Here is a 23,336-nt window from a genome sequence, read left to right on the forward strand (position 1 = left end):
ATATGGAGGAGTGAAAAAAATGAAATTAGCATTGGATCCATCGATGTATCGAGATGATTTAACGTTGGAGGAAACGGTCTATAAAACGGCGGAGCTTGGCTATGAATATATCGAACTTTCCCCGCGCGAGGATTTTTGTCCATTCTATAAATATCCGAAAGTCGATTCAGCAAAGATCAAACAATTAAAGCGGCTTTTAAGGGATACAGGTGTTAAGCTTTCATCGCTCCTTCCTCTTTACCACTGGGCGGGTCCTGAAGAAGACCGCCGTCAGGCTGCGGTGCGCAATTGGAAAAGGGCGATCGAAATTGCGGTTGAACTTGAAGTGGATTTGATGAACAGCGAATTCAGCGGATCAAAATATGATCCTTTAACAAGTGAAGAAAAATTTATCAAATCCATGGATGAGCTTCTGCCAGTCTTTGAAAAAGAAGGCATGAAACTCAATCTTCAAGCCCACCCATACGATTTTATCGAAACGCACAAAGGTGCGATGGATATGATCCGCGCGCTTGACAAGGATTGGATCAATCTTGTCTACTCGACTGCGCATACGTTCTTCTATGATGACGGCAAAGGCGACATTGAGACCATGTTTGATGAAGCCGGCGACCGCCTCACACATGTTTTATTCGCAGACACCTATAATCATAAAGCGGCTCATGGTCTGCGTTACATCGTCAATCCGCCTGACGCGAAAGTAACGGTTCACCAGCATTTGGACATTGGCCAAGGCGAGGTTGATTTTGAGACGATTTTCAGAAAGCTGAGAGAGATGAAGTTCGACGGAATTGCGACGAATGCCGTATTTGCTTGGGTCGATGAAAGAGCGGATGAATCAAGCCGATTTATGCTTAAAAAAATGAAAGAAGAATTAGGTCTGGCATAAGCTGAGCATGGAGTTCGGCGGGATATGGCGAACAGCCTTCCTGCCGAACTCCCTTCATATCTAACACGCAGATGGGGGAATCTGGCATGAAACTTTGTTTTAATGAAGCGACAACATTGGAAAACTCAAATCTTAAACAGGATTTAGAGCTATGCGAAAAGCATGGCTATGATTATATTGAAATCCGCACAATGGATAAGCTGCCGGAGTACTTAGAAGACCATTCGCTGGCTGAGCTTGCGGAGTATTTTCAAACCCATCACATCAAACCGCTTGCCTTAAACGCACTCGTTTTCTTCAACAACCGTGATGAAAAGGGCTATCAGGAGATCATCGCTGAATTTAAGGGCATGATGGAAACCTGCAAAACCCTCGGTGTGAAATATGTGGTGGCCGTTCCGCTTGTGACTGAGCAGAAGATTGTAAAAGAAGAGATCAAAAAGAGCAGTGCAGAGGTGCTGACTGAGCTTTCAGATATCGCGGAGCCGTATGGCGTAAAAATCGCGCTTGAATTTGTCGGCCATCCGCAATGTACGGTCAATACATTTGAACAGGCGTACGACATCGTAAACACCGTCAATCGTGACAATGTCGGGCTTGTCCTTGACAGTTTCCACTTCCATGCAATGGGTTCAAATATTGAAAGCTTAAAGCAGGCGGACGGAAAAAAAATTTTCATCTATCATATCGACGATACGGAAGATTTCCCAATCGGCTTTTTAACCGATGAGGATCGTGTATGGCCGGGACAAGGTGCGATTGACTTAGATGCCCACTTATCAGCCCTCAAGGAAATCGGCTTCTCTGATGTTGTATCGGTTGAGCTCTTCCGGCCTGAATACTATAAGCTGAGTGCTGAGGAAGCCATTCAAACAGCGAAAAAAACAACGGTTGATGTCGTATCAAAATACTTCAACATGTAATGGATAAAGGAGGGGTGGACATGGCTTTTGTATCGATGAAAGAGCTTCTTGAAGATGCAAAGCGGGAGCAATACGCAGTCGGCCAGTTTAATATCAACGGCCTGCAGTGGACGAAGGCGATTTTGCAGGCTGCGCAAAAGGAGCAATCACCGGTCATCGCCGCTGCTTCCGATCGCCTTGTCGACTATTTAGGCGGATTTAAAACGATTGCCGCCATGGTCGGCGCGTTAATGGAGGACATGGCGATTACCGTTCCCGTGGTGCTTCATCTTGATCACGGAAGCAGTGCGGAACGCTGCAGACAGGCCATTGACGCCGGATTCAGCTCAGTGATGATTGACGGCTCCCATCAGCCGATTGACGAGAATATCGCGATGACAAAAGAAGTCACCGATTATGCCGCAAAGCACGGCGTGTCAGTAGAAGCCGAAGTCGGCACGGTCGGCGGAATGGAAGACGGACTGGTCGGCGGGGTACGCTATGCCGATATCACGGAATGTGAGCGGATCGTCAAAGAAACCAATATCGACGCGCTGGCCGCCGCCCTCGGCTCTGTACACGGCAAATATCAGGGTGAGCCGAATCTTGGATTTAAGGAAATGGAGGCTATCTCTCGCATGACTGATATTCCCCTCGTTCTTCACGGGGCATCCGGAATTCCGCAGGATCAGATCAAAAAAGCCATCACGCTCGGCCACGCGAAGATCAATATCAATACGGAATGTATGGTAGCCTGGACAGATGAAACACGCCGCATGTTTCAGGAAAACAGCGATCTGTACGAACCGCGCGGCTATATGACACCCGGCATTGAAGCTGTGGAAGAGACAGTGCGAAGCAAAATGAGAGAGTTCGGATCAGCCGGTAAAGCAGCTAAGCAGCAGGTCGGCTGAAAAGACCTGAAACCGCCGAGATGGCGGTTTTTTTGTGCGGTGTTGCGTCCGTACCCCCGAAACGATTATGATGATGGCAGCAGTGTAAGAAACGGGAGTGGTTCAGTTTGAATAAAATCATGATTGTGGAAGACAGTGAAGACATTCGCGGACTATTGCAGAATTATCTAGAAAAATACGGATACCAAACCGTGGTCGCCGCAGATTTCACGGCTGTTCTTGATGTCTTTTTGCGAGAAAAGCCTGATGTGGTGCTGCTTGATATCAACCTGCCGTCCTATGACGGCTATTATTGGTGCCGCCAAATCCGCCAGCACTCCACAAGCCCGATCATTTTCATTTCAGCCAGAAGCGGGGAAATGGATCAGGTGATGGCGATTGAAAACGGCGGAGACGATTATATCGAAAAACCGTTTTCTTATGATATTGTGCTGGCGAAAATCAAAAGCCAGATCCGGAGGGCGTACGGGGAGTACGCCGCGAAGCAGGGGGAGAAAGTGGTTGAATATGCCGGCGTCCAGCTCTTTGTGGAACGTTTTGAACTGCGTTTTCAGGATGAAAAAAGCGAGCTTTCTAAAAAAGAAAGCAAGCTTTTAGAAGTGCTGCTGGAGCGGGGAGAAAAGGTGACGAGTCGGGACCGTCTCATGGAAAAGACGTGGGACACCGACATATTCATCGATGATAATACACTTAACGTGTATATCACGCGGCTCAGAAAAAAACTGCGGGAGCTGAATGCGCCTGTTTCGATTGAAGCGGTGCGGGGCGAAGGCTACCAGCTGAGGATGCAGTCATGAAGCTGTTTCTCCGGTCTCATGCCGTGCTGATTCTGCTTTTTCTCCTTCAAGGGCTGTTTGTCTTCTTTTATTACTGGTTTGCGGGTCTTCATTCTTTTTCCCACTTGTTTTACATATTGGGCGTGCAGCTTCTTATTTTGGCGGGGTATCTTGCCTATCGCTGGTACAAAGACCGCGGCGTGTATCATTGGCTCAGTTCAGGACAGGAAGGGACGGACATCCCGTATCTCGGTTCTTCAGTGTTTTGTTCAGAGCTGTATGAAAAGCAGATGGAGCTGATCCGGCTGCAGCACCAGAAGCTCCATGAGACCGAAGCCAAGCTTGACGCGCGGGTGACGTATATGAATCAATGGGTGCATCAAGTAAAGACGCCGCTGTCGGTCATTAATTTAATCATTCAGGAAGAGGATGAGTCTGTTTTTGAACAAATCAAAAAAGAAGTCCGGCAGATTGAATTCGGGCTGGAGACGCTTCTTTATTCATCAAGGCTCGACCTGTTTGAACGGGATTTTAAAATCGAAGCGGTTTCCCTGTCCGAGCTTCTCCAATCAGTCATTCAAAGCTATAAACGATTTTTTATTCAATACCGCATCTATCCGAAAATGAACATTTGCGATGATCATCAGATTTACACTGATGCCAAATGGCTCAAATTTGCGATCGGCCAAGTGGTCACAAATGCGGTCAAGTATTCAGCGGGCAAGAGTGACAGACTTGAGCTGAATGTCTCCCGCGATGAAGACAGGACGGTGCTTGAAGTCAAAGATTACGGTGTCGGGATTCCCTCGCAAGACATCAAGCGGGTGTTTGACCCTTATTACACCGGTGAAAACGGGCGGCGTTACCAAGAATCTACGGGAATCGGCCTCCATCTCGTCAAAGAAATTACAGATAAGCTCAATCATACGGTGGACATCAGCTCGTCTCCCGGTGAAGGGACATCAGTTCGATTTTCATTTCTTACAAAAATGTAAGGCTGCGTTAAGAAAACAACATAGCCCGCTTTGTTTCCCCTTGATAACATGGATTTATGTCAAGGGGATTTTTATGTTGAACGCCCCGGCACTACATGAAAGCAGCCCAGACCAGCAAGAATAAAACCATAAGGAGGATTCTCATGGCGAATATGCTTGAAGTCAAACATATTAATAAAACCTATAAAGGACAAGTGTCCTATCAAGCTTTAAAACAAATTTCGTTTTCAATAGAAGAAGGCGGGTTCACGGCGGTGATGGGACCGTCCGGGTCAGGAAAAACAACACTTTTGAATATCATTTCAACGATCGACAGGCCGGATTCAGGCGATATCCTGATTCACGGAGAAAACCCGCACCGGCTGAAGCGGACAAAGCTCGCTCATTTCCGCCGCAAGCAGCTCGGATTTGTGTTTCAGGATTTCAACCTTCTGGACACGCTGACGATCGGTGAAAATATCATGCTGCCGTTAACGCTTGAAAAAGAAGCGCCGTCTGTCATGGAAGAAAAACTGCAAGGCATCGCGACAAAGCTCGGAATTGAAGACCTGCTCAACAAACGGACGTTTGAAGTGTCCGGAGGCCAGCGCCAGCGGGCCGCCATCGCTAGAGCGGTCATTCATAAGCCGTCACTCATCCTGGCCGATGAACCGACGGGAAACCTTGATTCCAAAGCGTCAAAAGACGTCATGGAAACGATGCAGAGCCTGAATCAGGATGATCATGTCACGGCTTTGATGGTGACCCACGATCCTGTTGCGGCAAGCTACTGCCGCCGCGTCATCTTTATAAAAGACGGCGAACTGTTTAATGAGATTTACCGCGGGGAAAACCGCCAAGTATTTTATGAACAAATTCTTGATGTGCTGTCTATGCTGGGGGGAAACGCAAATGACCTTTCTTCAGTTCGCTTATAAAAACGTCACGAGAAACAAAAGGGCTTATCTTGCATTCTTTTTAAGCAGCGCCTTTTCCGTGTTGATTTTCTTTACCTTTGCGATGTTCCTGTTTCATCCGGCATTAAAGGAAGGCTATCTGAATAACATCGCCAAAAAAGGATTAACCGCCGCGGAATGGATGATCTTTGTTTTTTCTTTCTTATTTGTTCTGTATTCGGTTAACGCATTTTTGAAATCGAGAAATAAAGAATTCGGCATCCTGCTCATGCAGGGCATCACGCCGGGGCAGCTGAGAAAGCTCATTACGGCGGAAAATATGATCATCGGCGTCATGTCAATTGCAGCCGGCATTATCGGAGGATTCATTTTTTCAAAGACGTTCTTTACGGTCGGCGCTTATATTTTAGAAATGGACGCGCTGCCTTTGTATATGCCTTGGAAAGCGCTCGGTATTACGGCTGGCGGATTTCTGCTCTTATTTTTCCTTTTATCCCAGTTTACGATCCTTTTTGTCAGATCAAATTCGGTTATCAAATTAATAAAGGGCACTGACAAGATTAAGCCGGAGCCAAAGCCGTCCGTGCTACTGTCCTTATTCGGCATCGCCTGTCTGTGCGGCGGGTACGGCATGGTCCTTAAAGGCAATGTCCACGGGGCCGAGCCGTTTATCATTTTACTGCTCACCGTCATCGGAACGTATTTCTTTTTCAGCCAAAGCAGCATCTGGATTCTGCGAGCGCTGAAGAAGTGGAAAACCTTTTATTTGCGCGGGAAAAATGTCATTTGGGTTTCTGATCTTGTCTATCGTTTAAAAGACAACGCCCGCCTGTTCTTTATTGTCAGCATTATTTCCGCGGTTGCGTTTACTGCGACAGGCGTGCTCGCCATGTACAAATCGACCGTCGGAGCGGAAGAGTCCGCTTATGAAATGGAGTATTTATCCTACAGCAACAATCCAAAAGAACAGACTCATTTGAAAGATATTGACCATGAACTGAAAACACACGGCTTTACGTATAAGAAAGACGAAATAGATGTTTCTTATGTTCGCTATCAAGAAGGAGAAACTGTCCCGCCTGTTTACATGATCAGCGAATCGGATGTATCAAAATACTTCCATGTCAATCTGAACGGCCTGAAACATGATGAGGCTGTCTTTTTTCCGAGTACGTATGACCGCAATTTCAAAAACCAAGCGCCGGATCAGCTGAAGCTGCTGAACCAAAAAGGCAAGCCGTCCGGACAAAAATTGTCAGTGAAAGAAGTCAAAAAACCGCTGATCTCATTGAATGCCATCATCGCGGTGAACGATCAAACCTTTGATCAGCTTAAATCACTCGGTGATCAAGCGTCATTATACGGCTACAGCTACGATCATTGGAAAGACAGTCTTGGGATCAGCCAATCCTTGAAAAATGAGATTTACGGCAACTATATTGATGTGCATTCTGATTTTATGGCAAAAGCCGGCACCTACTATGATACGGTGCAGCTGCCGAGCCTGAGTTTATTTATCGGCCTGTTTATCGCAATTGTATTCTTTGTCGCGGCAGCAAGTTTCTTATATTTCAGGCTGTTCACTGATTTAGATGAAGACCGGGAGCGCTACCGTTCGCTGGCCAAAATCGGCCTGAGTGAGCGTGAAATGGCACAAAGCGTGACGATACAATTGGCGATTCTTTTCTTCTTTCCATTTGTCATTGCTGTTATGCATACGCTGTTTGCCTTGAGAACATTGGCCGTGGATGGCTATTCCGATGTAGCGGGACCGCTCAGTCTCACCATCGGAGGGTTTTTCCTTTTTCAGCTTCTTTTCTTCCTCGCGGTGCGGTCAAGCTATTTGAAAAAAATGAACAAGTAAGGGGCGTGCAAAGATGAAAAAAGCAATGGCAATCCTGGCCGTCTTGGCGGCTGCTGCCGTCATATGCGGGCTTCTCTTTTTTCATAACGATGTTACAGACAGATTTAATCCGTTTATTCACCAGCAAGATGTCTATGTGCAGATTGATCGAGATGGCAAACATCTTAGCCCAGGCGGTACTGAGTATACATTAGACGGATACAATGCATCCGGAAAAAAAGAAGAAGTGACCTTTTTCGCCGGTAAAGACCTTCGGAAGAACGCGTATTTGAAGGTGAAGGCAAAAGGAAAGTATGTCGAGACCTGGGAGGAAGTCAGGTTTGAAGATATGCCGGACTCCGTACAGTCAGCATTAAAATGAATCATAAAAAAGGCACAGTCCCCCTCATGACTGTGCCTTTTTCTTTACTTCTTATTTTCTTCGACCCGTTTAATCAGCATGTCGGCGATGATATCCACCTGTTTGCTGACAGAAATCGGATCGTACGGATAAAATGTGTCAAAGTCATTGATAAACACGCGATTATGTTTGACAGCGTCTAAATTCTTCCAAATGGAGGAATTCTCCAGCTTGTCGAGTGTTTTGCTTTCGCCTTTCGGGTTGTAGTCCGTAATGAACATATAATCTGCGGCATACTCAGGAATAACCTCTTGAGAGAGCTGTTTCATTTCTCCTTTTTTGATGACATCTTGTTCAATTTTTTCAGGCGCTTTTAACCCGAGCGCATTGTATACAGCTTGGCCACCGCGACCGCCATTGTCATTGAACACCCAGAATTCGCCCTTGTCCGTATTTTCATAAATACCGAAAGTCGTATCCTTGTCGATGACGCCGGCAATTTTCTTTTTGGCTGCTTCCGCTTTTTTGTTAAAGTCACCCATAAATGATTTTGCTTTGTCTTTCGCTCCGGCGATATCCCCGAACATGCTGACTGTGTCTTCTACGTTTTTCGCGGTGTTATAAGGAACGACAACGGTTGGAGCGATTTTCTTTAATTTATCAACATTCTCTTCATTCATGACAACAATTAAGTCAGGCTGAAGCTCCATCACTTTTTCAACGCTGATCGGATCACCGACATCCTTTACCTCTTTCAGCTTTGATTTTAAAAACGGATTATCAAATGACCATGAGCCCGAGCCGACCACATTCGCCCCGACAGACAGCAATTCCCCAGCATAAAAATCAGTAACGATGCGTTTAGGGTGTGCGGGTATTTTGACATTCCCATTTGTTGATTTGTATGTTCTCATTTCTGTCTTTTCGGAAGCTGAATCACCTGAGCTTCCTTTCGAAGCCGTGCCGCTGCAAGCGCTGGCAAACATGAGAAGCAGCACAAGCATGCCAACGAGCAATGTGTTCTTTTTCATCAAGAACCCTCCAATATGTATGTTGATTCATTAGTAATGATTATCATTATCAATTATAATATAGCAAGAAACCTGTGCCCCGTCTATCACTATTTTAATAGGAGAAAGTTTTTGTTAGACAAGTGACGCGGTATTCTTAATCGATTATTATAGGTAAATAGGAGGATGAAAATATGGAAATCACAAAAAGAGGTGCCGCATGGGAATGGCTGCATAGCTGGTGGATGCTGTTTATTTTCATGCCTTTTGCCATTACCAGTTTTTTTGCCTTTTTATTTATTGGCATCAAGGTTAGAAATAAAAAGTGGATCATGTACGCAATCATTTATTTTTTCGTATTTGCGTTTGCTTTCGTGCTGCCTGATCCGCCCGGATTGCTTATTGTGCTCCCGTTGTGGGCTGTGACGATTATTCACGGTTTTAAAGTGCGTCCGCTGTATCTGATTCAGCTGGATGTCTACAAAGACAATGTGGAGGCACGGGCCTTTGCTGAGGCAAGAAGTGAAGCCGAGAGCAGATTTCATGCGCCGAAACAGTCTATTCAAGATATACATATTCGCAAAGAACGGTAAGAAAAAAGCTCAACACTAAACATTGTGTTGAGCTTTTTATATGCTACTGCTGATAGGTATGCTGCTGGAATGGCGTTTGTTGGCCGAATGGAAGTGTAGACACATTCGTATTCATCACGCTGGATTGTCCAGTAAGTTCCTGCTGCATTTGGTTGCACATGTTGACAACCTGCTGGCACTTTTGAATGGCTGTGTCATGTCCATGCAACGCTTGCTGAATGGTATGTGCAGCTTGTTGTTCGTGGTTTAGAATCTGTTGCAGCATTTGGATGTTTTGCTGCTCCTGATGAAGCATTTGGCGATATTGGTTGCTGCTTTGCTGTGTTTGCTGAATAAGCTGCTGAGCTGTCTGGCGGCACTGGTTCAGCTGCTGCAGGCTGTGTTGCGTATTGTGCATGTATAAACCCTCCATGTGTTCAATTGACATTTGTCGGTATTATCATGCGACCCGAACCAAAAGAAATTCTGCAAAAGGGGAACTGCAATTATTTTCCTTACCCCCTCTATCTTTGAATGAATTCGGCAAAGGTTGTATACTTGTAAAAACCCTTTTTATGTAAATGTCCCGCTCTGCACATAAGAATAGCGGAAAACGAAACTCCGACATCTGGAGAATCGTATTCCGCTTTTTTCTTTTCTTGCTTCAGAAACCGCCTTCGCCCGCAGTAAATGGGATATTTAATCTGTTTTCTACGGCGCGGAGGCGCTGATTGAGCCGGTTTAAGCGGCGTGTATGGCGTTCAACAGTCTGGCTTAGCTGATTGACCTGATCGGCCAATCTTGCAATTTCCCGGTTTTGACGGCGATCCTCATTCGACAGACGGGTTAATTCTCTTGTCTGCTGTTCGTTTTGCCGTTCAAGAGCAGCGATTCTTCTTTCCAATGCCGGCTGTCTGTCCGTCTGGTATGGCTGGTATACATCCTGCTCCGGATATGGATTGTATTCATATTGGCTATAGTAGGGTTCCTGCTGAGGGAGCTGCGGGCTGTAATATTGATAAGGGTTCATGTAATCAATCTCCTTAAAAAGAAATGTGGGTGAATTCCTTATAATCTATGTAGTCATTGGCACAGTGACACGGCATTCGCCTAAAAAAGTAAGAAAGGACGGTGATGACGCTGAGCAGAAAAGGACCTGTTATTGTGTTCCTGTCTGCTGTATGTCTCATCATTTCGGGCTGTCAGCAGCCAAAAGACGAGACGCCGTTTTATTACGGAACTTGGGATGAGGGCATTATCCCCGGTCCAGTGGATGGCGTGAAATCAGCAACGGTCACATTTACCAAAGACAAGGTGCTGGAGACGGAGGTGATTGAAGGGAGAGGAGAGGTGCAGCTGCCCTTTATGGAATACAAGGTGATATCTCAAAGCGCTGACGGGTCCATCGAGATCCAGTACCTTGGCTCCTATTATCCGCTCAAAAGCAAACTGAAAAGAGAGAAAGACGGGACGTTGATATGGGAGCAAAATGGCCAGGAAAAAACGATGACAAGAATCGAGTCAAAGGCCCGCAAGGAGGAGAAACATGAGAAATAAAAAAGCGGAAAGACTGGTGTTAACAGGCCTTATTTTACATATCATTCAGTGGTTGTTGGTATTATGGGCTTTTCTTAAAATCAAACATTTATTTAGTGACTATACGATCTACAATCCGAATGTCATAAACGGAACGATGCAGTCGTTATCGTTTATGCAAATGCTGCGTTCTATGATGTACTCGGGCGCCTTGGTGAATTATGTTCTGTTTTTTGTGATTGCATTGCTTATCTATTGTTTAGTGCTTCATGCGGTCATGATTGTTCTGGAAATGGCTGCTTATGTGATGATCAGACGGAATCCTTCATCTTCATGGGCATATTTTTTGACGGCGGCGGGTGTGAAGCTTGCAATCTTAAATATCACGGGTATTCCATTTTTAGCTGCCGGCTTCCTGCTGATGAAACAGAAACAAGCAGAAAGCGGCGAAAAGGGTGAAGAACCAAAGCGAAAGCCGCGCTCGCGGATCCGGAGACAAGGCAGACGACTAAACAGAAACAGGAGAAAATCATCGCTTTCAGTTGAATATCAAAAAGAAAAAACGATATGATGGGACTATAGCCTGAAAACGACACGAAGGAGATGCAGGATGTACAAATTAATAGCAATTGATATGGACGGAACACTTTTAAATGATCATCATGAAGTGACGGCGGAGGTCCGCGACGCGCTGCATGCCGCAAAAGCGGAAGGGGTAAAAATTGTCCTGTGCACCGGCCGGCCTATCGGAGGTGTTCGGAGATACTTAGATGAACTCAATTTAATTGAGGAAGGCGACTACGTCATTGCCTATAATGGGGCGCTTGTTCAAAATACGCATACAAAAGAAGTGGTGACGGAATTGTCTCTGGGATATGATGATTTGGCATCATTATATGATCTGAGCTTAGAGCTGAAGACACCGATGCACTTTTTCGACTCAGCCAACCTGTATACACCTAACCGCGATATCAGTGAATTTACCGTATATGAGTCGTACGTGACACAGGTGCCGCTTCATTACCGCAAGATTGAGGAGATGCCTAAAGACATTCTCATTCCGAAAGTGATGTTTATTGATAAACCAGAGCACTTAAGCGAAGTCATTACATCGATACCGAAAGACGTGAGAGAAAAGTATACGATGGTCAGAAGCGCTCCTTTCTTTTACGAAATTCTGCATCCGGAAGCAAGCAAAGGAAATGCTGTGCGTCAGCTGGCGAATCTGCTCGGAATTGAGCAGGCGGAGGTCATGAGCATAGGCGACAACGGCAACGATCTGACAATGATCGAATGGGCCGGCTGCGGCGTTGCTATGGCAAACGCCATTCCGGAAGTGCTTGAGGCCGCAAACTTTCAAACGCGCTCCAATAATGAACATGGCGTTGCGCATGCGATTCACGAGCTTGTTTTGGCTAAATAATAAATCCAGCCTTTTAAAGGCTGGATTTTTTCGTTTTATTGATATAATGTCAATTCTTTGACGAATCGATTTGACTTTCGTTATGCTGATAAAACCAATTCGTTCACAATATGTATGATATTAATCTGAATTGAAAAGGGGACTGATCAGATGTGCACAAGTCTTACATTGGAAACCGCTGACCGTAAACATGTATTAGCGAGAACAATGGATTTTGCATTTCAGCTGGGGACAGAGGTTATTCTCTATCCGCGCCGTTACAGCTGGAGTAGTGAAGCTGACGGAAAGGCCCATCAGACACAGTACGCATTTATCGGTATGGGGAGAAAACTTGGAAATATTTTATTTGCAGACGGCGTTAATGAAAACGGTTTATCGTGTGCTGCACTTTATTTTCCGGGCTATGCGGAGTACGAAAAAACGATACGGGAAAACACCGTACACATTGCCCCGCATGAGTTTGTGACATGGGCGCTGTCAGTCTGTAAGTCTTTGGATGACGTGAAAGAAAAGATTCGATCTTTAACGATTGCAGAGAAAAAATTAGATCTATTGGATACGGTTTTACCGCTTCACTGGATATTGTCAGACCGGACGGGACGCAGCCTGACGATAGAACCGAGAGCAGATGGCCTCAACGTCTATGACAATCAGCCTGGTGTCATGACGAACAGCCCCGACTTTACATGGCATGTAACCAATCTGCAGCAATATACAGGAATCAGACCGAAGCAATTAGAGAGCAAAGAGATGGGCGGATTAGCCCTTTCCGCTTTTGGCCAAGGCTTAGGAACTGTAGGTCTGCCGGGGGATTATACACCGCCTTCCCGGTTTGTCAGAGCTGTTTATTTGAAAGAACACCTAGAGCCGGCGGCCGATGAAACGAAAGGTGTAGCAGCCGCTTTTCAAATTTTGGCAAATATGACGATACCCAAGGGCGCAGTGATAACGGAAAAAGACGAAATTCATTATACGCAATATACTTCCGTGATGTGCAACGACACGGGAAACTACTATTTCCACCACTATGACAATCGGCAAATCCAAAAAGTAAATTTATTTCATGAAGACCTTGACTGTTTGGAGCCTAAAGTGTTTTCCGCTAAAGCAGAAGAAAGTATTCATGAGCTTAATTAATTCACATCACTCAGCTGATCCCGGTTTGAATCCGGAGTCAGCTGTTTTTTTTATACGATCGTTACGGCGTTTGTATGGGTAGGCAGTTTGCTAAAAGCGAAAGAAAAGGCAATGGAAATGGCGAAATCGTATATCAATTTTTTGAATAAAAACTGAGTCTTTGCTACATCAGACTCAGTTTTCTTGCCGATATAGAGGTTATTGCACTAGTTGAATGACCAATACCGTTCCATTATGGTATGACAATCGCATTCAGCCAGCCTCTCAAGCGGTTCCGAAAGGCCGTTTCACCATTGTTCGGGCGTTTTTATCAGATGGACGCATATGTGAAGCGCGGGTGGACTGCCCGAAGGGAGCTCCCGGAAACGGTCTGTCTGAAGAAGACGTAAAAGAAAAATTAAAATCAGCGCTGCCAAGTGATGTGCAAAAAGCATCGCATATCATAGAGGCCATTGAGCGCGCTGACATGAAAGAATTTTTATCGCGTTTAGATTAGAACCCGCCTCTCATCCCCTCCTTCAGATGATATGATAAAGCTAAATCATACGTTTGAAAAAGGAGAAAGGCCATGACGGTGAATGATGAGGTTGTATGTATTCTGGCAGTCTTTTTATTAGTGGGAGCAGCCGATTATTGCTTGGGAAACAGATGGGGCTTGGCGAGCGGTTTGCGGAAGGTTTTAAGGCCATGGGGCCGCTGGCGCTGTCAATGGTCGGGATTGTGTCGCTGGCGCCAGTGCTTGCGGCCATACTGATTCAGCGGGAATGGTTATCAATGTCGCGTTTGCGGTCAGCGAAGCCTTTGTTCTCAGCAGCCACCTCTGCTTTGTGGCGGGAATAAAGAAAGAAATGGCAGCGGCCATGATTATCGGGAAATTAGCCGGCGGCATTACGGCTATCGCGGCAGCTGCCTGGATGATCCCCGCCTATACGGCAAAAAAGCAAAGACACGATTCTCTTGAAGGATAGTCTGTTTCAATTCTCCTCATTCGGGAAATGATACAGTAACGTTTCCGGAAAGAGGGTTGGGCACATGGATGCGAAGGACCAGTGCATCTCTAAAATAAAACAGGAAACCAAGCCTTGGATACAGCGATTCGGAAGGCTTGGTTATTTTACATTCGGCGGCGTTTTTATCTTGCTCGGCATTCTGGCATTGATGACGGCTGCCGGAGCTGGCAGCGGGGCAAAGGATTCAAGCGGAGCGCTCCAAACCTTATCACGCATGCCATACGGATCGATTCTGCTTTTCTTCATCGGGATAGGACTCATCGGGTATGTCATATGGATGGTGCTGAGTGCGGTTAAGGATACAGAGGGCCATGGCACGGGAAGAAGGGGCCTGTCGCGAAGAACGGGAAATTTGTTCAGCGCCGCCGTATACGCATCGATTGCGTGGAATGCCCTTCGGTTTGTCTTTGATCATGGGAGCGGCAGCACTTCAGAACAGACGTGGTCCGCTTATATATTGGCGCAGCCGTTTGGGCAGTGGCTGACGGGCCTCACAGGAGCGGGCTTTATCCTATTTGCAGTAGTTCAATTCATGAAAGGTATCCGGGCTTCTTTTATGAGAGAATTCAATACGTCAAAAATGAGCAAAGAAATGATATGTATTGCAAAAAACACAGGACGCGCAGGCAACATCGCCCGTGCCATTATTTTCTCAGCCATCGGCTTCTTTCTCATAAAAACCGCTCTCACCTCTGATCCGGACGACACAAGAGGCTTTGACGGGGCGCTCGCCGAGCTCGCGCAGCAGCCGCATGGCAGAGTGATTCTGATCTTTTTGGCGTGCGGGCTTGTGTTATATGGAATATACGCCATTATGAAAGGCATTTATCAATATATGAAGTGGGAAAAATAAGCTCTGGGCAGCTCTGTGCCAGAGCGTTTTTCAGTTTCTTGCAAATCAGGTGGATGAAAGCAGTTGCCAGCCTGTATAATAAAAGCAAATCGAAAGCAGGTTCACCATGAACTGATCCAAAGGGAGGTGCGGAATGGATCGGGAAAAACAACAATTAAGCATAGAAGCGGCAAGGCTTTATTATCAGTCTGACTACAGTCAGCAGCAAATCGCAGAGCAGCTCAGCATTTCGAGGCCGACCGTTTCCCGATTGCTGCAATACGCAAAAGAAAAAGGATTTGTCCAAATTCGCGTGATGGACCCTTTTGAGGATTTAGATGCGCTCGGTTCCATGCTGGAAGAGAAATACGGGCTTCTCGAAGCGCACGTTGTGTTTTCTCCGACACCGGACTATGCAGCAATCACACATGACTTGAGCCGGTACGGTGCAGAATATATGCATGAAACGGTAAAAGACGGCGACATCGTCGGCGTCAGCTGGGGAACCACCATATATCAGATCGCGCAAAACATGCAGCCAAAGCAAGTGAAAGGCGTAGAGGTCGTCCAGCTGAAAGGCGGCATCAGCCATTCCCGGGTAAACACCTATTCAGCTGAAACGATTCAGCTGTTTGCAGAGGCTTTTCAAACGATGCCGCGCTATCTTCCGCTTCCTGTCGTGTTTGATAATGCGGATGTGAAGAAAATGGTGGAGAAAGACCGTCATATCGAGCGGATCATTGAGATGGGCAAGCAGGCGAATATCGCTCTTTTTACGGTGGGAACAGTCCGTGACGAAGCGCTGTTATTCCGGCTCGGCTATTTTAACGAAGAAGAGAAAACGTTGCTGAAAAATCAGGCTGTCGGAGATATCTGTTCGCGTTTCTTTGACGAGGAAGGGAAGATTTGCAGCACCGCCATCAATGACCGGACCATCGGCGTCGAGCTTGAGGATCTGAGGCTGAAGGAACGCTCTATATTAGTGGCCGGCGGAAGCCGAAAAGTGTCCTCCATCCATGGTGCGTTAACAGGAAAATATGCCAATGTGTTAATCATTGACCAGCATACCGCAAGGGCACTTGTTAATGATTTGTGACACCCTCAGACCGTTCGCTGAACAAAATTTCAATTACCAATTTACATATGTTCAAAAGTCGGTTATGCTAAAAAATATCTTAACAAAAAAGGAAGTGTGCGAAGGATGACATTAGCCAATAAAATTGATCATACAGCTTTGAAACCGCATACACAAAAAGCGGATATTTTGAAATTAATAGAAGAAGCGAAAACATACAAATTCGCTTCTGTATGTGTAAACCCGACATGGGTGCAGCTGGCTGCAAAAGAGCTTGAGGGCACAGGAGTTGACGTATGTACAGTCATCGGCTTCCCGCTCGGCGCCAACACAACAGAAACAAAAGCGTTCGAAACGAAGGATGCGATTTCAAAAGGCGCCACTGAAGTGGACATGGTCATTAACATCGCTGCTTTGAAAGACAAAGAAGACGACGTGGTGGAAGCGGATATCCGCGGTGTGGTGGAAGCTGCGGCCGGAAAAGCGCTTGTCAAAGTCATTATCGAAACATGTCTTCTGACTGATGAAGAAAAAGAACGTGCATGCCGTTTAGCGGTTTCTGCGGGAGCGGATTTCGTGAAAACTTCAACAGGCTTCTCAACAGGCGGCGCAACGAAGGAAGATATCGCTTTAATGCGCAAAACAGTAGGTCCTGATATCGGCGTAAAAGCATCCGGGGGTATCAGAACGAAAGAAGATGTAGACACGATGATCGAAGCAGGTGCGAGCCGCATTGGCGCAAGCGCAGGCGTTTCCATTGTAAAAGGAGAGAACGGAGCCGGCGGAGACGATTATTAAGAAGCAGACGGAAGGCACATCGCTTTCCGGTCCTGCTTTTCTTTCCGGGGAAATAATAATGTAAGCGAATACAAATAAAGGAGAAACACATATGAAGTATTTGATTGGGATTATCGGTTTAATCGTGTTTTTAGGCCTAGCGTGGATCGCGAGCAGCGGCAAAAAAAGAATTAAGATCCGCCCAATTATTGTCATGCTCATTTTGCAGTTTATTCTCGGTTACATTCTCCTCAATACGGGGATCGGGAATTTTCTCGTAGGAGGATTTGCACAAGGATTCAGCTACCTGCTTGGCTATGCGGCGGAAGGAATCAACTTTGTGTTTGGCGGTTTGGTGAATGCGGATCAATCGACATTCTTTATGAACGTTCTCTTGCCGATTGTATTTATTTCTGCACTCATCGGGATTCTGCAAAAATGGAAGATCCTCCCGTTTATTATTAAATACATCGGCCTTGCCCTCAGCAAGATTAACGGGATGGGAAGACTGGAGTCGTACAATGCTGTCGCATCTGCGATTTTAGGGCAATCAGAAGTATTTATCTCCTTAAAGAAAGAACTCGGTTTACTGTCACAGCAGCGGTTGTACACGCTTTGCGCTTCTGCGATGTCAACCGTATCCATGTCAATCGTCGGCGCTTACATGACGATGCTGAAGCCTGAATACGTCGTAACGGCTCTTGTATTGAACTTATTTGGCGGTTTTATCATTGCCTCTATTATTAATCCTTACGAGGTCGCAAAAGATGAGGATATGCTTCGTGTAGAAAATGAAGAAAAACAATCCTTCTTCGAAGTGCTCGGAGAATACATCTTAGATGGTTTCAAAGTAGCGGTTGTTGTCGCAGCGATGCTGATCGGATTTGTCGCGATTATTGCTTTGATCAATGGTATTTTTAACGCTGTACTCGGTATTTCCTTCCAAGACCTGCTTGGATATGTGTTTGCTCCATTCGCTTTTCTTGTTGGTATTCCATGGAATGAAGCTGTTAACGCCGGAAGCATTATGGCAACAAAAATGGTATCGAACGAATTTGTCGCCATGACGTCTCTTTCGCAAAACGGTTTTCATTTCAGCGGCCGTACAACAGCGATTGTCTCAGTATTCCTCGTTTCGTTCGCGAACTTCTCTTCCATCGGTATCATTGCCGGTGCTGTAAAGGGTCTGAATGAAAAGCAAGGAAACGTCGTTGCTCGCTTCGGTGTGAAATTATTATACGGTGCCACGCTTGTCAGCTTTTTAACAGCGGCAGTTGTAGGTCTGATTTACTGAACATAATCGAAAAGGATCGGTGACTATAATGAGAATGGTAGATATTATTATCAAAAAACAAAACGGAAAAGAACTCACCACAGAAGAAATCCAGTTTTTCGTGAACGGCTATACGGACGGAAGCATTCCTGATTATCAGGCAAGCGCGCTTGCCATGGCGATTTTCTTCCAGGATATGAGTGATCGTGAACGGGCGGACTTAACAATGGCTATGGTGAACTCCGGTGAAACGATTGATCTTTCTGCCATCGAAGGAATTAAAGTGGATAAACATTCAACCGGCGGTGTCGGCGACACGACAACACTCGTGCTTGCCCCGCTTGTCGCGGCTCTTGACGTGCCTGTTGCCAAAATGTCCGGCCGCGGCCTCGGCCATACAGGCGGAACAATTGATAAATTAGAGGCAATTGACGGGTTTCACGTGGAACTGTCAAAGGAAGAATTTATTAAGCTAGTGAACCGCGACAAGGTTGCCGTCATTGGCCAAAGCGGCAACTTAACGCCGGCGGATAAAAAACTGTACGCCCTGCGAGATGTAACGGGCACGGTGAATTCCATCCCGCTTATCGCTAGCTCCATTATGAGCAAAAAAATCGCTGCCGGAGCAGACGCGATTGTGCTTGACGTGAAAACAGGAGCGGGCGCCTTCATGAAAACACAGGAAGATGCGGCTGAACTCGCGAAAGCAATGGTACGAATCGGCAACAAGGTCGGCCGCCAAACGATGGCTGTCATCTCCGACATGTCCCAGCCGCTCGGCTTTGCGATTGGAAATGCGCTTGAAGTGAAAGAAGCGATTGACACACTCAAAGGCGAAGGCCCTGAAGACCTGCACGAGCTTGTCTTAACACTTGGCAGTCAGATGGTCGTGCTTGCGAAAAAAGCAGGTACATTAGACGAAGCAAGAGCAAAGCTTGAAGAGGTCATGAAAAACGGCAAAGCGCTTGAGAAATTCAAAGATTTCTTGAAAAACCAAGGCGGTGACAGCTCGATTGTTGATGATCCGTCTAAGCTTCCGCAAGCGGCTTATCACATTGATGTGCCAGCCAAAGAAGCGGGTGTCGTCTCCGAAATCGTCGCGGACGAAATCGGCGTCGCAGCGATGCTGTTAGGGGCCGGACGCGCCACAAAAGAAGACGAAATCGATTTAGCCGTCGGCATCATGCTCCGCAAAAAGGTCGGCGACAAGGTTGAAAAAGGCGAACCACTCGTGACGCTCTATGCCAACCGGGAAAATGTCGATGAAGTCATCGCGAAAGTATATGACAATATCCGTATCGCGGCGGAGGCGAAGGCGCCGAAGCTGATTCATACGTTAATTACAGAATAAAAATAAAGCACATCCCATCCTGAGTGGGGTGTGCTGTTTTAATTAATGGATATGATCGATCGGATATTCCTCTTGGCTGATTTTTTTTGTTTTCTCAAACTTTCTTTTGAAATAGAAGATGAGATAGCAAAGGATGATACAAGGAATTCCGCAGAAGAGAGCGATTCTTTGATTGGGATCAAAAGCGAGACCGATACAAGAAGCTGAACATAATAAGAGAGCGGCTATCGGCATAAGAGGATAAAACGGCGTGCGAAATGTCAGATCTTTTACATTCCCCCCTTTTTTAAGAAATCTCTTTCGGAACAAGAGTTGAGACAGCGCAATGCTCATCCAGACCACGACCCCTGCAAATCCAGCAATCGCTACCATTACCACATAAACAGTTCCAGGCGCCACAATACTGGAAACGAGCGATAAACAAGATACAGCCATACTGATGATTAAGGCATTTAGCGGAATGCCTTTAGATGTGACTTTTTTAAAACGAGCGCTGATCATGTTTTCATTTGCTAACGACCACAGCATACGGGTTGAGGCATATAGGCCTGAATTGGCAACGGACAGCAGGGCTGTTAATATAACAAAATTCATAATATCTGCGGCGTACGGGATTCCGATTTCTGCAAATACTGCTACAAAGGGGCTTTCGATTACTCCTGCTTCTTTCCATGAAATCAGTCCGGATAATACGAAGACGGCACCGATGAAAAAAATGACTGTCCGCCATGCGACATTGCGGATGGAACGCGGAATATCCTTTTGAGGATTTGCGGATTCACCTGCTGTGACTCCGATTAATTCTGTTCCGGAAAAGGCAAAACTCACAGATATCATGGCGATAAATACGGCGAGGAAGCCGTTCGGAAACAATCCTCCATGACCTGTGAAATTTGAAAACATAGGGGCATCAGCCGTCCCGTTTAAAGAGATCAAGCCAAACATGGCGGCGCCTCCTAAAATGATAAATAAAATGATGGTGACAATCTTCACGCTCGAAAACCAAAATTCAGTTTCCGCAAATAATTTGACTGAAAATGCGTTGCATACGAAAAGGAGAACTGCAAAAATCGCACTCCACATCCATACGCTGCTGTCTGGAAACCAGCGCTGCATGAGAATACCGGATGCGGTAAACTCTGAACCTACCGTCACCACCCAATTCAACCAGTACATGATGCCGACCATAAAACCGGTAGATGGCCCGATGAATGTTGTGGCGTATTTTTGAAAGGAACCGGTCACCGGCATGGCGACCGACAATTCACCGAGACATTGCATGACGAGGTACATCATCAATCCGCCGATTACATAAGCGAGTATCGTACCGCCGGGTCCGGCTTGGCTGAGCGTATAGCCTGTACTGAGGAAAAGTCCTGTTCCGATGACGCCTCCCAATGAAATCATAAATAAGTGCCTGCTTTTCATTGTCCGTTTTAGCTGATGGCCGCTTTTTTCTTGAAGACCCACCGTTTCGTCCTCCTTTTAGCTGCCGTTTATCAGGCAGATGAGTTTTCTTGTAACCAAAATACAACCTGCCGGAAGATCACTTGAATCGGGAGCGTTTCATTCCTTTTAATGCGTGTAACAGAACGTGAGCTGCGGCTCTGCTTGTCATATCTCGAAAATCGAGGGTGGGATCAACTTCAACGATTTCGATCCCTGCGACATTGGGCTCTTGTGCGATGTGTTTGATGGCTTCGAGTAATTCGTCTGTATAGAGGCCGCCCGGGCCAATCGCTGGACAGCCGGGTGCATGGGACTGGTCTAAGACATCCATATCAACAGATATAAAAATGAAATCTGTTCTTGTTTGAACGGCAGGCAGGATCTCTTTAATGGTCGGGATCAGTCCTTTTTCACGAATCATTCCCATCGTATGGATGTCCACGTGATGATTTTTCGCGTATGTTTCATAAGCCAAGCTGTTGCTGAATTCTCTGATCCCCAGTTGAATCAAATGTTGACCCTCAATAATCTCTTCATCCAAGAGGCGGCGGAAGGGAGTGCCGTTTGTCGGCCCTCCGTCCTCCGTGTTCCGCACATCATGATGGGCATCAAATTGAATAACGGCTGTCGTTCCTTTCGTTTGCGCAATCGCTTTTATGGTGGAGTAGCTGATGGAGTTATCTCCCCCAAGTATGAGCGGTACCCAATCTGGGTGATCTGAAAGCAGAGCATGCATGGTTTGGAAGATTTGATCATGTGATTTCACGATATCAGTCACATGAATATCGACATCCCCCAGATCATAAAGAAAATCTGATACGACATGTTCCCCAAGCTCCGCAGAATAAGCAGATGAATGCTTTAGAGCCTGGCGGATTGTTCCGGGAGCAAAGGAAGCGCCGGAATGACTGATAGAGGATTTTGACAGGGGGACACCTATCAGCGCCGGCCCTTTAATGCCTTGGCCGTCCCATTTTTCTATCAGATCGCTCATTTTCGTTACATCACGGTCTTTAAACGATGAACCGGCCTCTCTGAGAAAAGGGTATTTATCCAAGAATGGCTCCCTCCCTGTTGACAACAAATGTCCCATTTTTCATGACTTGATGTACATGATTGACGCCGTAGTGATACGGAATATACATATAATTCGAGGCTTGCCAAATGACAAGATCAGCTGATCGGCCGGCTTTAAGCTGACCGGCTTCTTCTCCTTTTCCTATGGCATGTGCGGCATTGACTGTGACCGCATGCCATATTTCTTCCGCTGTCATTTTCAGATGAAGCGCGGCAATCGACATGATCAGCTGAATATTTTCAGTTGGGGAGCTGCCCGGGTTAAAGTCCGTTGCCAGGCTCACACATACACCCGCATCAATCATGTCTCTTGCCCTGGCATATGTGTGTTTGCCGAGATAAAATGTCGTGCCCGGCAAGAGGACGGCGATGGTTCCTGATTCAGCCATTTGCTGTATGCCTTCATCTGAGGCGCCCACCAAATGATCGGCTGAGACAGCTCTTAGCTCAGCCGCTAATTCAGCTCCTCCAAGAGGATCAATTTCATCTGCGTGGATTTTTAATCCGAAGCCCGTCTCAGCTGCTTTTTGTAAATAACGGCGGGATTGACTGACTGTAAAAACACCTGTTTCTGTAAAAATATCCGCAAAGCTGGCGAGCTCTTGCTCTTTGATTTCCGGCAAAAGGGTAAGCATTTGATCCAGAAAATCATCTGGATTGTGTTGATATTCGGGTGGAATCGCATGAGCTCCCATAAACGTGGAAACAAGGTCAACAGGCTGGCTCTCATGTAGTTTTTTCACGACACGCAATTGTTTCAGCTCTGTATCTTTATCTAAGCCGTAGCCGCTTTTCACCTCAGCCGTGGTCGTGCCGTATGACAGCATTCTTTGCAGGTGAAAACGGCCTTTTTGCAGTAGCTCTTCTTCTGAGGCGGCCCGAGTGTCTTTGACAGTGGACAAAATACCGCCGCCCTGCGCCAGAATATCTAAATAGGAGATGCCCTGAAGCTTTAGATTCATCTCCTTTTCCCGAGATCCGCCAAATACAAGATGGGTATGCGGATCGACGAGGCCCGGCGTTACGAGCCGTCCTGAACAATCAATGATTTCGTCTGCCTCGTAATCGGCTTCAGCCCCTTTTTTTCCGGCAAACACAATCTTCTGTTCATGGATGCCGACAACAGCGTCTTCGATCACATGAAGATCCTGCATGCTGTTGCCCGCGCGCGGGCCGCTGCTTTCCATCGTCAAAAGCTGACCGATGTTGATGAGAATCGTATCAATTTGTTTCGGCAT

At 46.3% G+C, this 23,336-nt stretch carries 25 protein-coding genes and 2 pseudogenes; 21 read left to right on the top strand and 6 right to left on the bottom strand.

Features of this window, described 5'->3' with window-relative positions:
- Nucleotides 1–19 precede the first annotated feature (19 nt).
- The 8 genes from M1D69_RS00930 to M1D69_RS00965 all read left to right on the top strand — a co-directional run bounded on the left by M1D69_RS00930 (nucleotide 20) and on the right by M1D69_RS00965 (nucleotide 7,597).
- Complete coding sequence (locus M1D69_RS00930; protein WP_458104879.1) at nucleotides 20–889, top strand: sugar phosphate isomerase/epimerase family protein; 870 nt, start codon at nucleotides 20–22, stop codon at nucleotides 887–889.
- An 86-nt stretch (nucleotides 890–975) separates the two neighbouring features.
- Nucleotides 976–1,812, top strand: a complete 837-nt coding sequence (gene iolI / locus M1D69_RS00935) for a 2-keto-myo-inositol isomerase (protein WP_458104878.1) — start codon at nucleotides 976–978, stop codon at nucleotides 1,810–1,812.
- Between the two features lie 20 nt (nucleotides 1,813–1,832).
- Nucleotides 1,833–2,705 (top strand): 6-phospho-5-dehydro-2-deoxy-D-gluconate aldolase, encoded by an 873-nt coding sequence (gene iolJ / locus M1D69_RS00940; RefSeq protein ID WP_014115768.1) that lies wholly within the window; start codon nucleotides 1,833–1,835, stop codon nucleotides 2,703–2,705.
- Nucleotides 2,706–2,812: 107 nt separating this feature from the next.
- The gene (gene yxdJ / locus M1D69_RS00945; protein ID WP_202646787.1) at nucleotides 2,813–3,502 is read left to right on the top strand and encodes a two-component system response regulator YxdJ; all 690 of its coding nucleotides are present in this window, start codon (nucleotides 2,813–2,815) and stop codon (nucleotides 3,500–3,502) included.
- Nucleotides 3,499–4,476: a two-component system sensor histidine kinase YxdK gene (yxdK, locus tag M1D69_RS00950; protein WP_458104877.1), complete on the top strand. Its 978-nt coding sequence runs from the start codon at nucleotides 3,499–3,501 to the stop codon at nucleotides 4,474–4,476. Before yxdJ ends, yxdK begins: the two co-directional genes overlap by 4 nt.
- 143 nt (nucleotides 4,477–4,619) lie before the next feature.
- Entirely contained in the window at nucleotides 4,620–5,393 is a 774-nt protein-coding gene (gene yxdL, locus M1D69_RS00955; RefSeq protein WP_458104876.1) for an ABC transporter ATP-binding protein YxdL, read from the top strand.
- Nucleotides 5,368–7,236 (top strand): ABC transporter permease YxdM, encoded by a 1,869-nt coding sequence (gene yxdM, locus M1D69_RS00960; RefSeq protein WP_458104875.1) that lies wholly within the window; start codon nucleotides 5,368–5,370, stop codon nucleotides 7,234–7,236. The genes yxdL and yxdM overlap by 26 nt, the downstream gene beginning before the upstream one ends.
- Nucleotides 7,237–7,249: 13 nt before the next feature.
- Nucleotides 7,250–7,597, top strand: a complete 348-nt coding sequence (locus tag M1D69_RS00965) for a YxeA family protein (protein ID WP_458104874.1) — start codon at nucleotides 7,250–7,252, stop codon at nucleotides 7,595–7,597.
- A 44-nt stretch (nucleotides 7,598–7,641) separates the two neighbouring features.
- Here the strand turns inward: M1D69_RS00965 and M1D69_RS00970 are convergent, their stop codons facing one another.
- Nucleotides 7,642–8,607: an iron-hydroxamate ABC transporter substrate-binding protein gene (locus M1D69_RS00970; protein ID WP_458104873.1), complete on the bottom strand. Its 966-nt coding sequence runs from the start codon at nucleotides 8,605–8,607 to the stop codon at nucleotides 7,642–7,644.
- A gap of 173 nt (nucleotides 8,608–8,780) precedes the next feature.
- Between M1D69_RS00970 and M1D69_RS00975 the strand changes: the two genes are divergently transcribed.
- Nucleotides 8,781–9,179, top strand: a complete 399-nt coding sequence (locus M1D69_RS00975) for a hypothetical protein (RefSeq protein ID WP_458104872.1) — start codon at nucleotides 8,781–8,783, stop codon at nucleotides 9,177–9,179.
- Nucleotides 9,180–9,222: 43 nt separating this feature from the next.
- Here M1D69_RS00975 and M1D69_RS00980 read toward each other — a convergent pair whose 3' ends face one another.
- Together M1D69_RS00980 and cotNE are read right to left on the bottom strand one after the other, a co-directional pair.
- On the bottom strand, nucleotides 9,223–9,576 hold the full coding sequence (locus M1D69_RS00980; RefSeq protein ID WP_044160077.1) for a hypothetical protein: 354 nt from the start codon (nucleotides 9,574–9,576) through the stop codon (nucleotides 9,223–9,225).
- Nucleotides 9,577–9,822: 246 nt separating this feature from the next.
- Nucleotides 9,823–10,188, bottom strand: a complete 366-nt coding sequence (gene cotNE, locus M1D69_RS00985) for an inner spore coat protein CotNE (RefSeq protein ID WP_044160076.1) — start codon at nucleotides 10,186–10,188, stop codon at nucleotides 9,823–9,825.
- A gap of 104 nt (nucleotides 10,189–10,292) precedes the next feature.
- Here cotNE and M1D69_RS00990 point away from each other — a divergent pair, with 104 nt between their 5' ends.
- The 12 genes and pseudogenes from M1D69_RS00990 (at nucleotide 10,293) to M1D69_RS01045 (ending at nucleotide 19,572) form a co-directional block, all read left to right on the top strand.
- On the top strand, nucleotides 10,293–10,715 hold the full coding sequence (locus M1D69_RS00990) for a DUF3255 family protein (RefSeq protein ID WP_458104871.1): 423 nt from the start codon (nucleotides 10,293–10,295) through the stop codon (nucleotides 10,713–10,715).
- Nucleotides 10,705–11,265, top strand: a complete 561-nt coding sequence (locus M1D69_RS00995; RefSeq protein WP_458104870.1) for a hypothetical protein — start codon at nucleotides 10,705–10,707, stop codon at nucleotides 11,263–11,265. Before M1D69_RS00990 ends, M1D69_RS00995 begins: the two co-directional genes overlap by 11 nt.
- 39 nt (nucleotides 11,266–11,304) lie before the next feature.
- Nucleotides 11,305–12,117: a sugar-phosphatase gene (gene yidA, locus M1D69_RS01000; RefSeq protein WP_458104869.1), complete on the top strand. Its 813-nt coding sequence runs from the start codon at nucleotides 11,305–11,307 to the stop codon at nucleotides 12,115–12,117.
- A 150-nt stretch (nucleotides 12,118–12,267) separates the two neighbouring features.
- Nucleotides 12,268–13,254: a penicillin V amidase gene (gene yxeI, locus M1D69_RS01005; RefSeq protein ID WP_458104868.1), complete on the top strand. Its 987-nt coding sequence runs from the start codon at nucleotides 12,268–12,270 to the stop codon at nucleotides 13,252–13,254.
- Nucleotides 13,255–13,492: 238 nt separating this feature from the next.
- Nucleotides 13,493–13,750: pseudogene (locus M1D69_RS01010) on the top strand (MmgE/PrpD family protein); the annotation flags it as partial.
- Nucleotides 13,751–13,822: 72 nt separating this feature from the next.
- A pseudogene (eutH, locus tag M1D69_RS01015) lies at nucleotides 13,823–14,010 on the top strand (ethanolamine utilization protein EutH); the annotation flags it as partial.
- 8 nt (nucleotides 14,011–14,018) lie between these two features.
- Complete coding sequence (eutH, locus tag M1D69_RS01020) at nucleotides 14,019–14,222, top strand: ethanolamine utilization protein EutH (RefSeq protein ID WP_458104867.1); 204 nt, start codon at nucleotides 14,019–14,021, stop codon at nucleotides 14,220–14,222.
- A gap of 64 nt (nucleotides 14,223–14,286) precedes the next feature.
- Entirely contained in the window at nucleotides 14,287–15,117 is an 831-nt protein-coding gene (locus M1D69_RS01025; RefSeq protein ID WP_277851804.1) for a DUF1206 domain-containing protein, read from the top strand.
- Nucleotides 15,118–15,250: 133 nt separating this feature from the next.
- Nucleotides 15,251–16,192: a DNA-binding transcriptional repressor DeoR gene (gene deoR, locus M1D69_RS01030; protein WP_458104866.1), complete on the top strand. Its 942-nt coding sequence runs from the start codon at nucleotides 15,251–15,253 to the stop codon at nucleotides 16,190–16,192.
- A 105-nt stretch (nucleotides 16,193–16,297) separates the two neighbouring features.
- Nucleotides 16,298–16,969, top strand: coding sequence for a deoxyribose-phosphate aldolase (deoC, locus tag M1D69_RS01035; protein WP_024123415.1), 672 nt, complete (start codon nucleotides 16,298–16,300; stop codon nucleotides 16,967–16,969).
- Nucleotides 16,970–17,060: 91 nt separating this feature from the next.
- Nucleotides 17,061–18,242 carry a nucleoside permease NupC gene (gene nupC / locus M1D69_RS01040; protein ID WP_458104865.1) on the top strand — a complete coding sequence of 394 codons (1,182 nt, stop codon included), beginning with the start codon at nucleotides 17,061–17,063 and terminating at the stop codon, nucleotides 18,240–18,242.
- Between the two features lie 28 nt (nucleotides 18,243–18,270).
- A complete protein-coding gene (locus M1D69_RS01045) occupies nucleotides 18,271–19,572 on the top strand; it encodes a pyrimidine-nucleoside phosphorylase (protein ID WP_458104864.1) in 1,302 nt (433 codons plus the stop codon).
- A 42-nt stretch (nucleotides 19,573–19,614) separates the two neighbouring features.
- On the opposite strand, the gene M1D69_RS01050 is transcribed toward M1D69_RS01045, so the two are convergent.
- The 3 genes from M1D69_RS01050 to hutI form a co-directional block, all read right to left on the bottom strand.
- Nucleotides 19,615–21,042 (bottom strand): amino acid permease, encoded by a 1,428-nt coding sequence (locus tag M1D69_RS01050; RefSeq protein ID WP_458104863.1) that lies wholly within the window; start codon nucleotides 21,040–21,042, stop codon nucleotides 19,615–19,617.
- A 76-nt stretch (nucleotides 21,043–21,118) separates the two neighbouring features.
- Complete coding sequence (hutG, locus tag M1D69_RS01055; RefSeq protein WP_458104862.1) at nucleotides 21,119–22,078, bottom strand: formimidoylglutamase; 960 nt, start codon at nucleotides 22,076–22,078, stop codon at nucleotides 21,119–21,121.
- Nucleotides 22,071–23,336: an imidazolonepropionase gene (gene hutI, locus M1D69_RS01060; protein ID WP_458104861.1), complete on the bottom strand. Its 1,266-nt coding sequence runs from the start codon at nucleotides 23,334–23,336 to the stop codon at nucleotides 22,071–22,073. The genes hutG and hutI overlap by 8 nt, the downstream gene beginning before the upstream one ends.

It is taken from the genome of Bacillus sp. PK3-037, assembly GCF_054161355.1.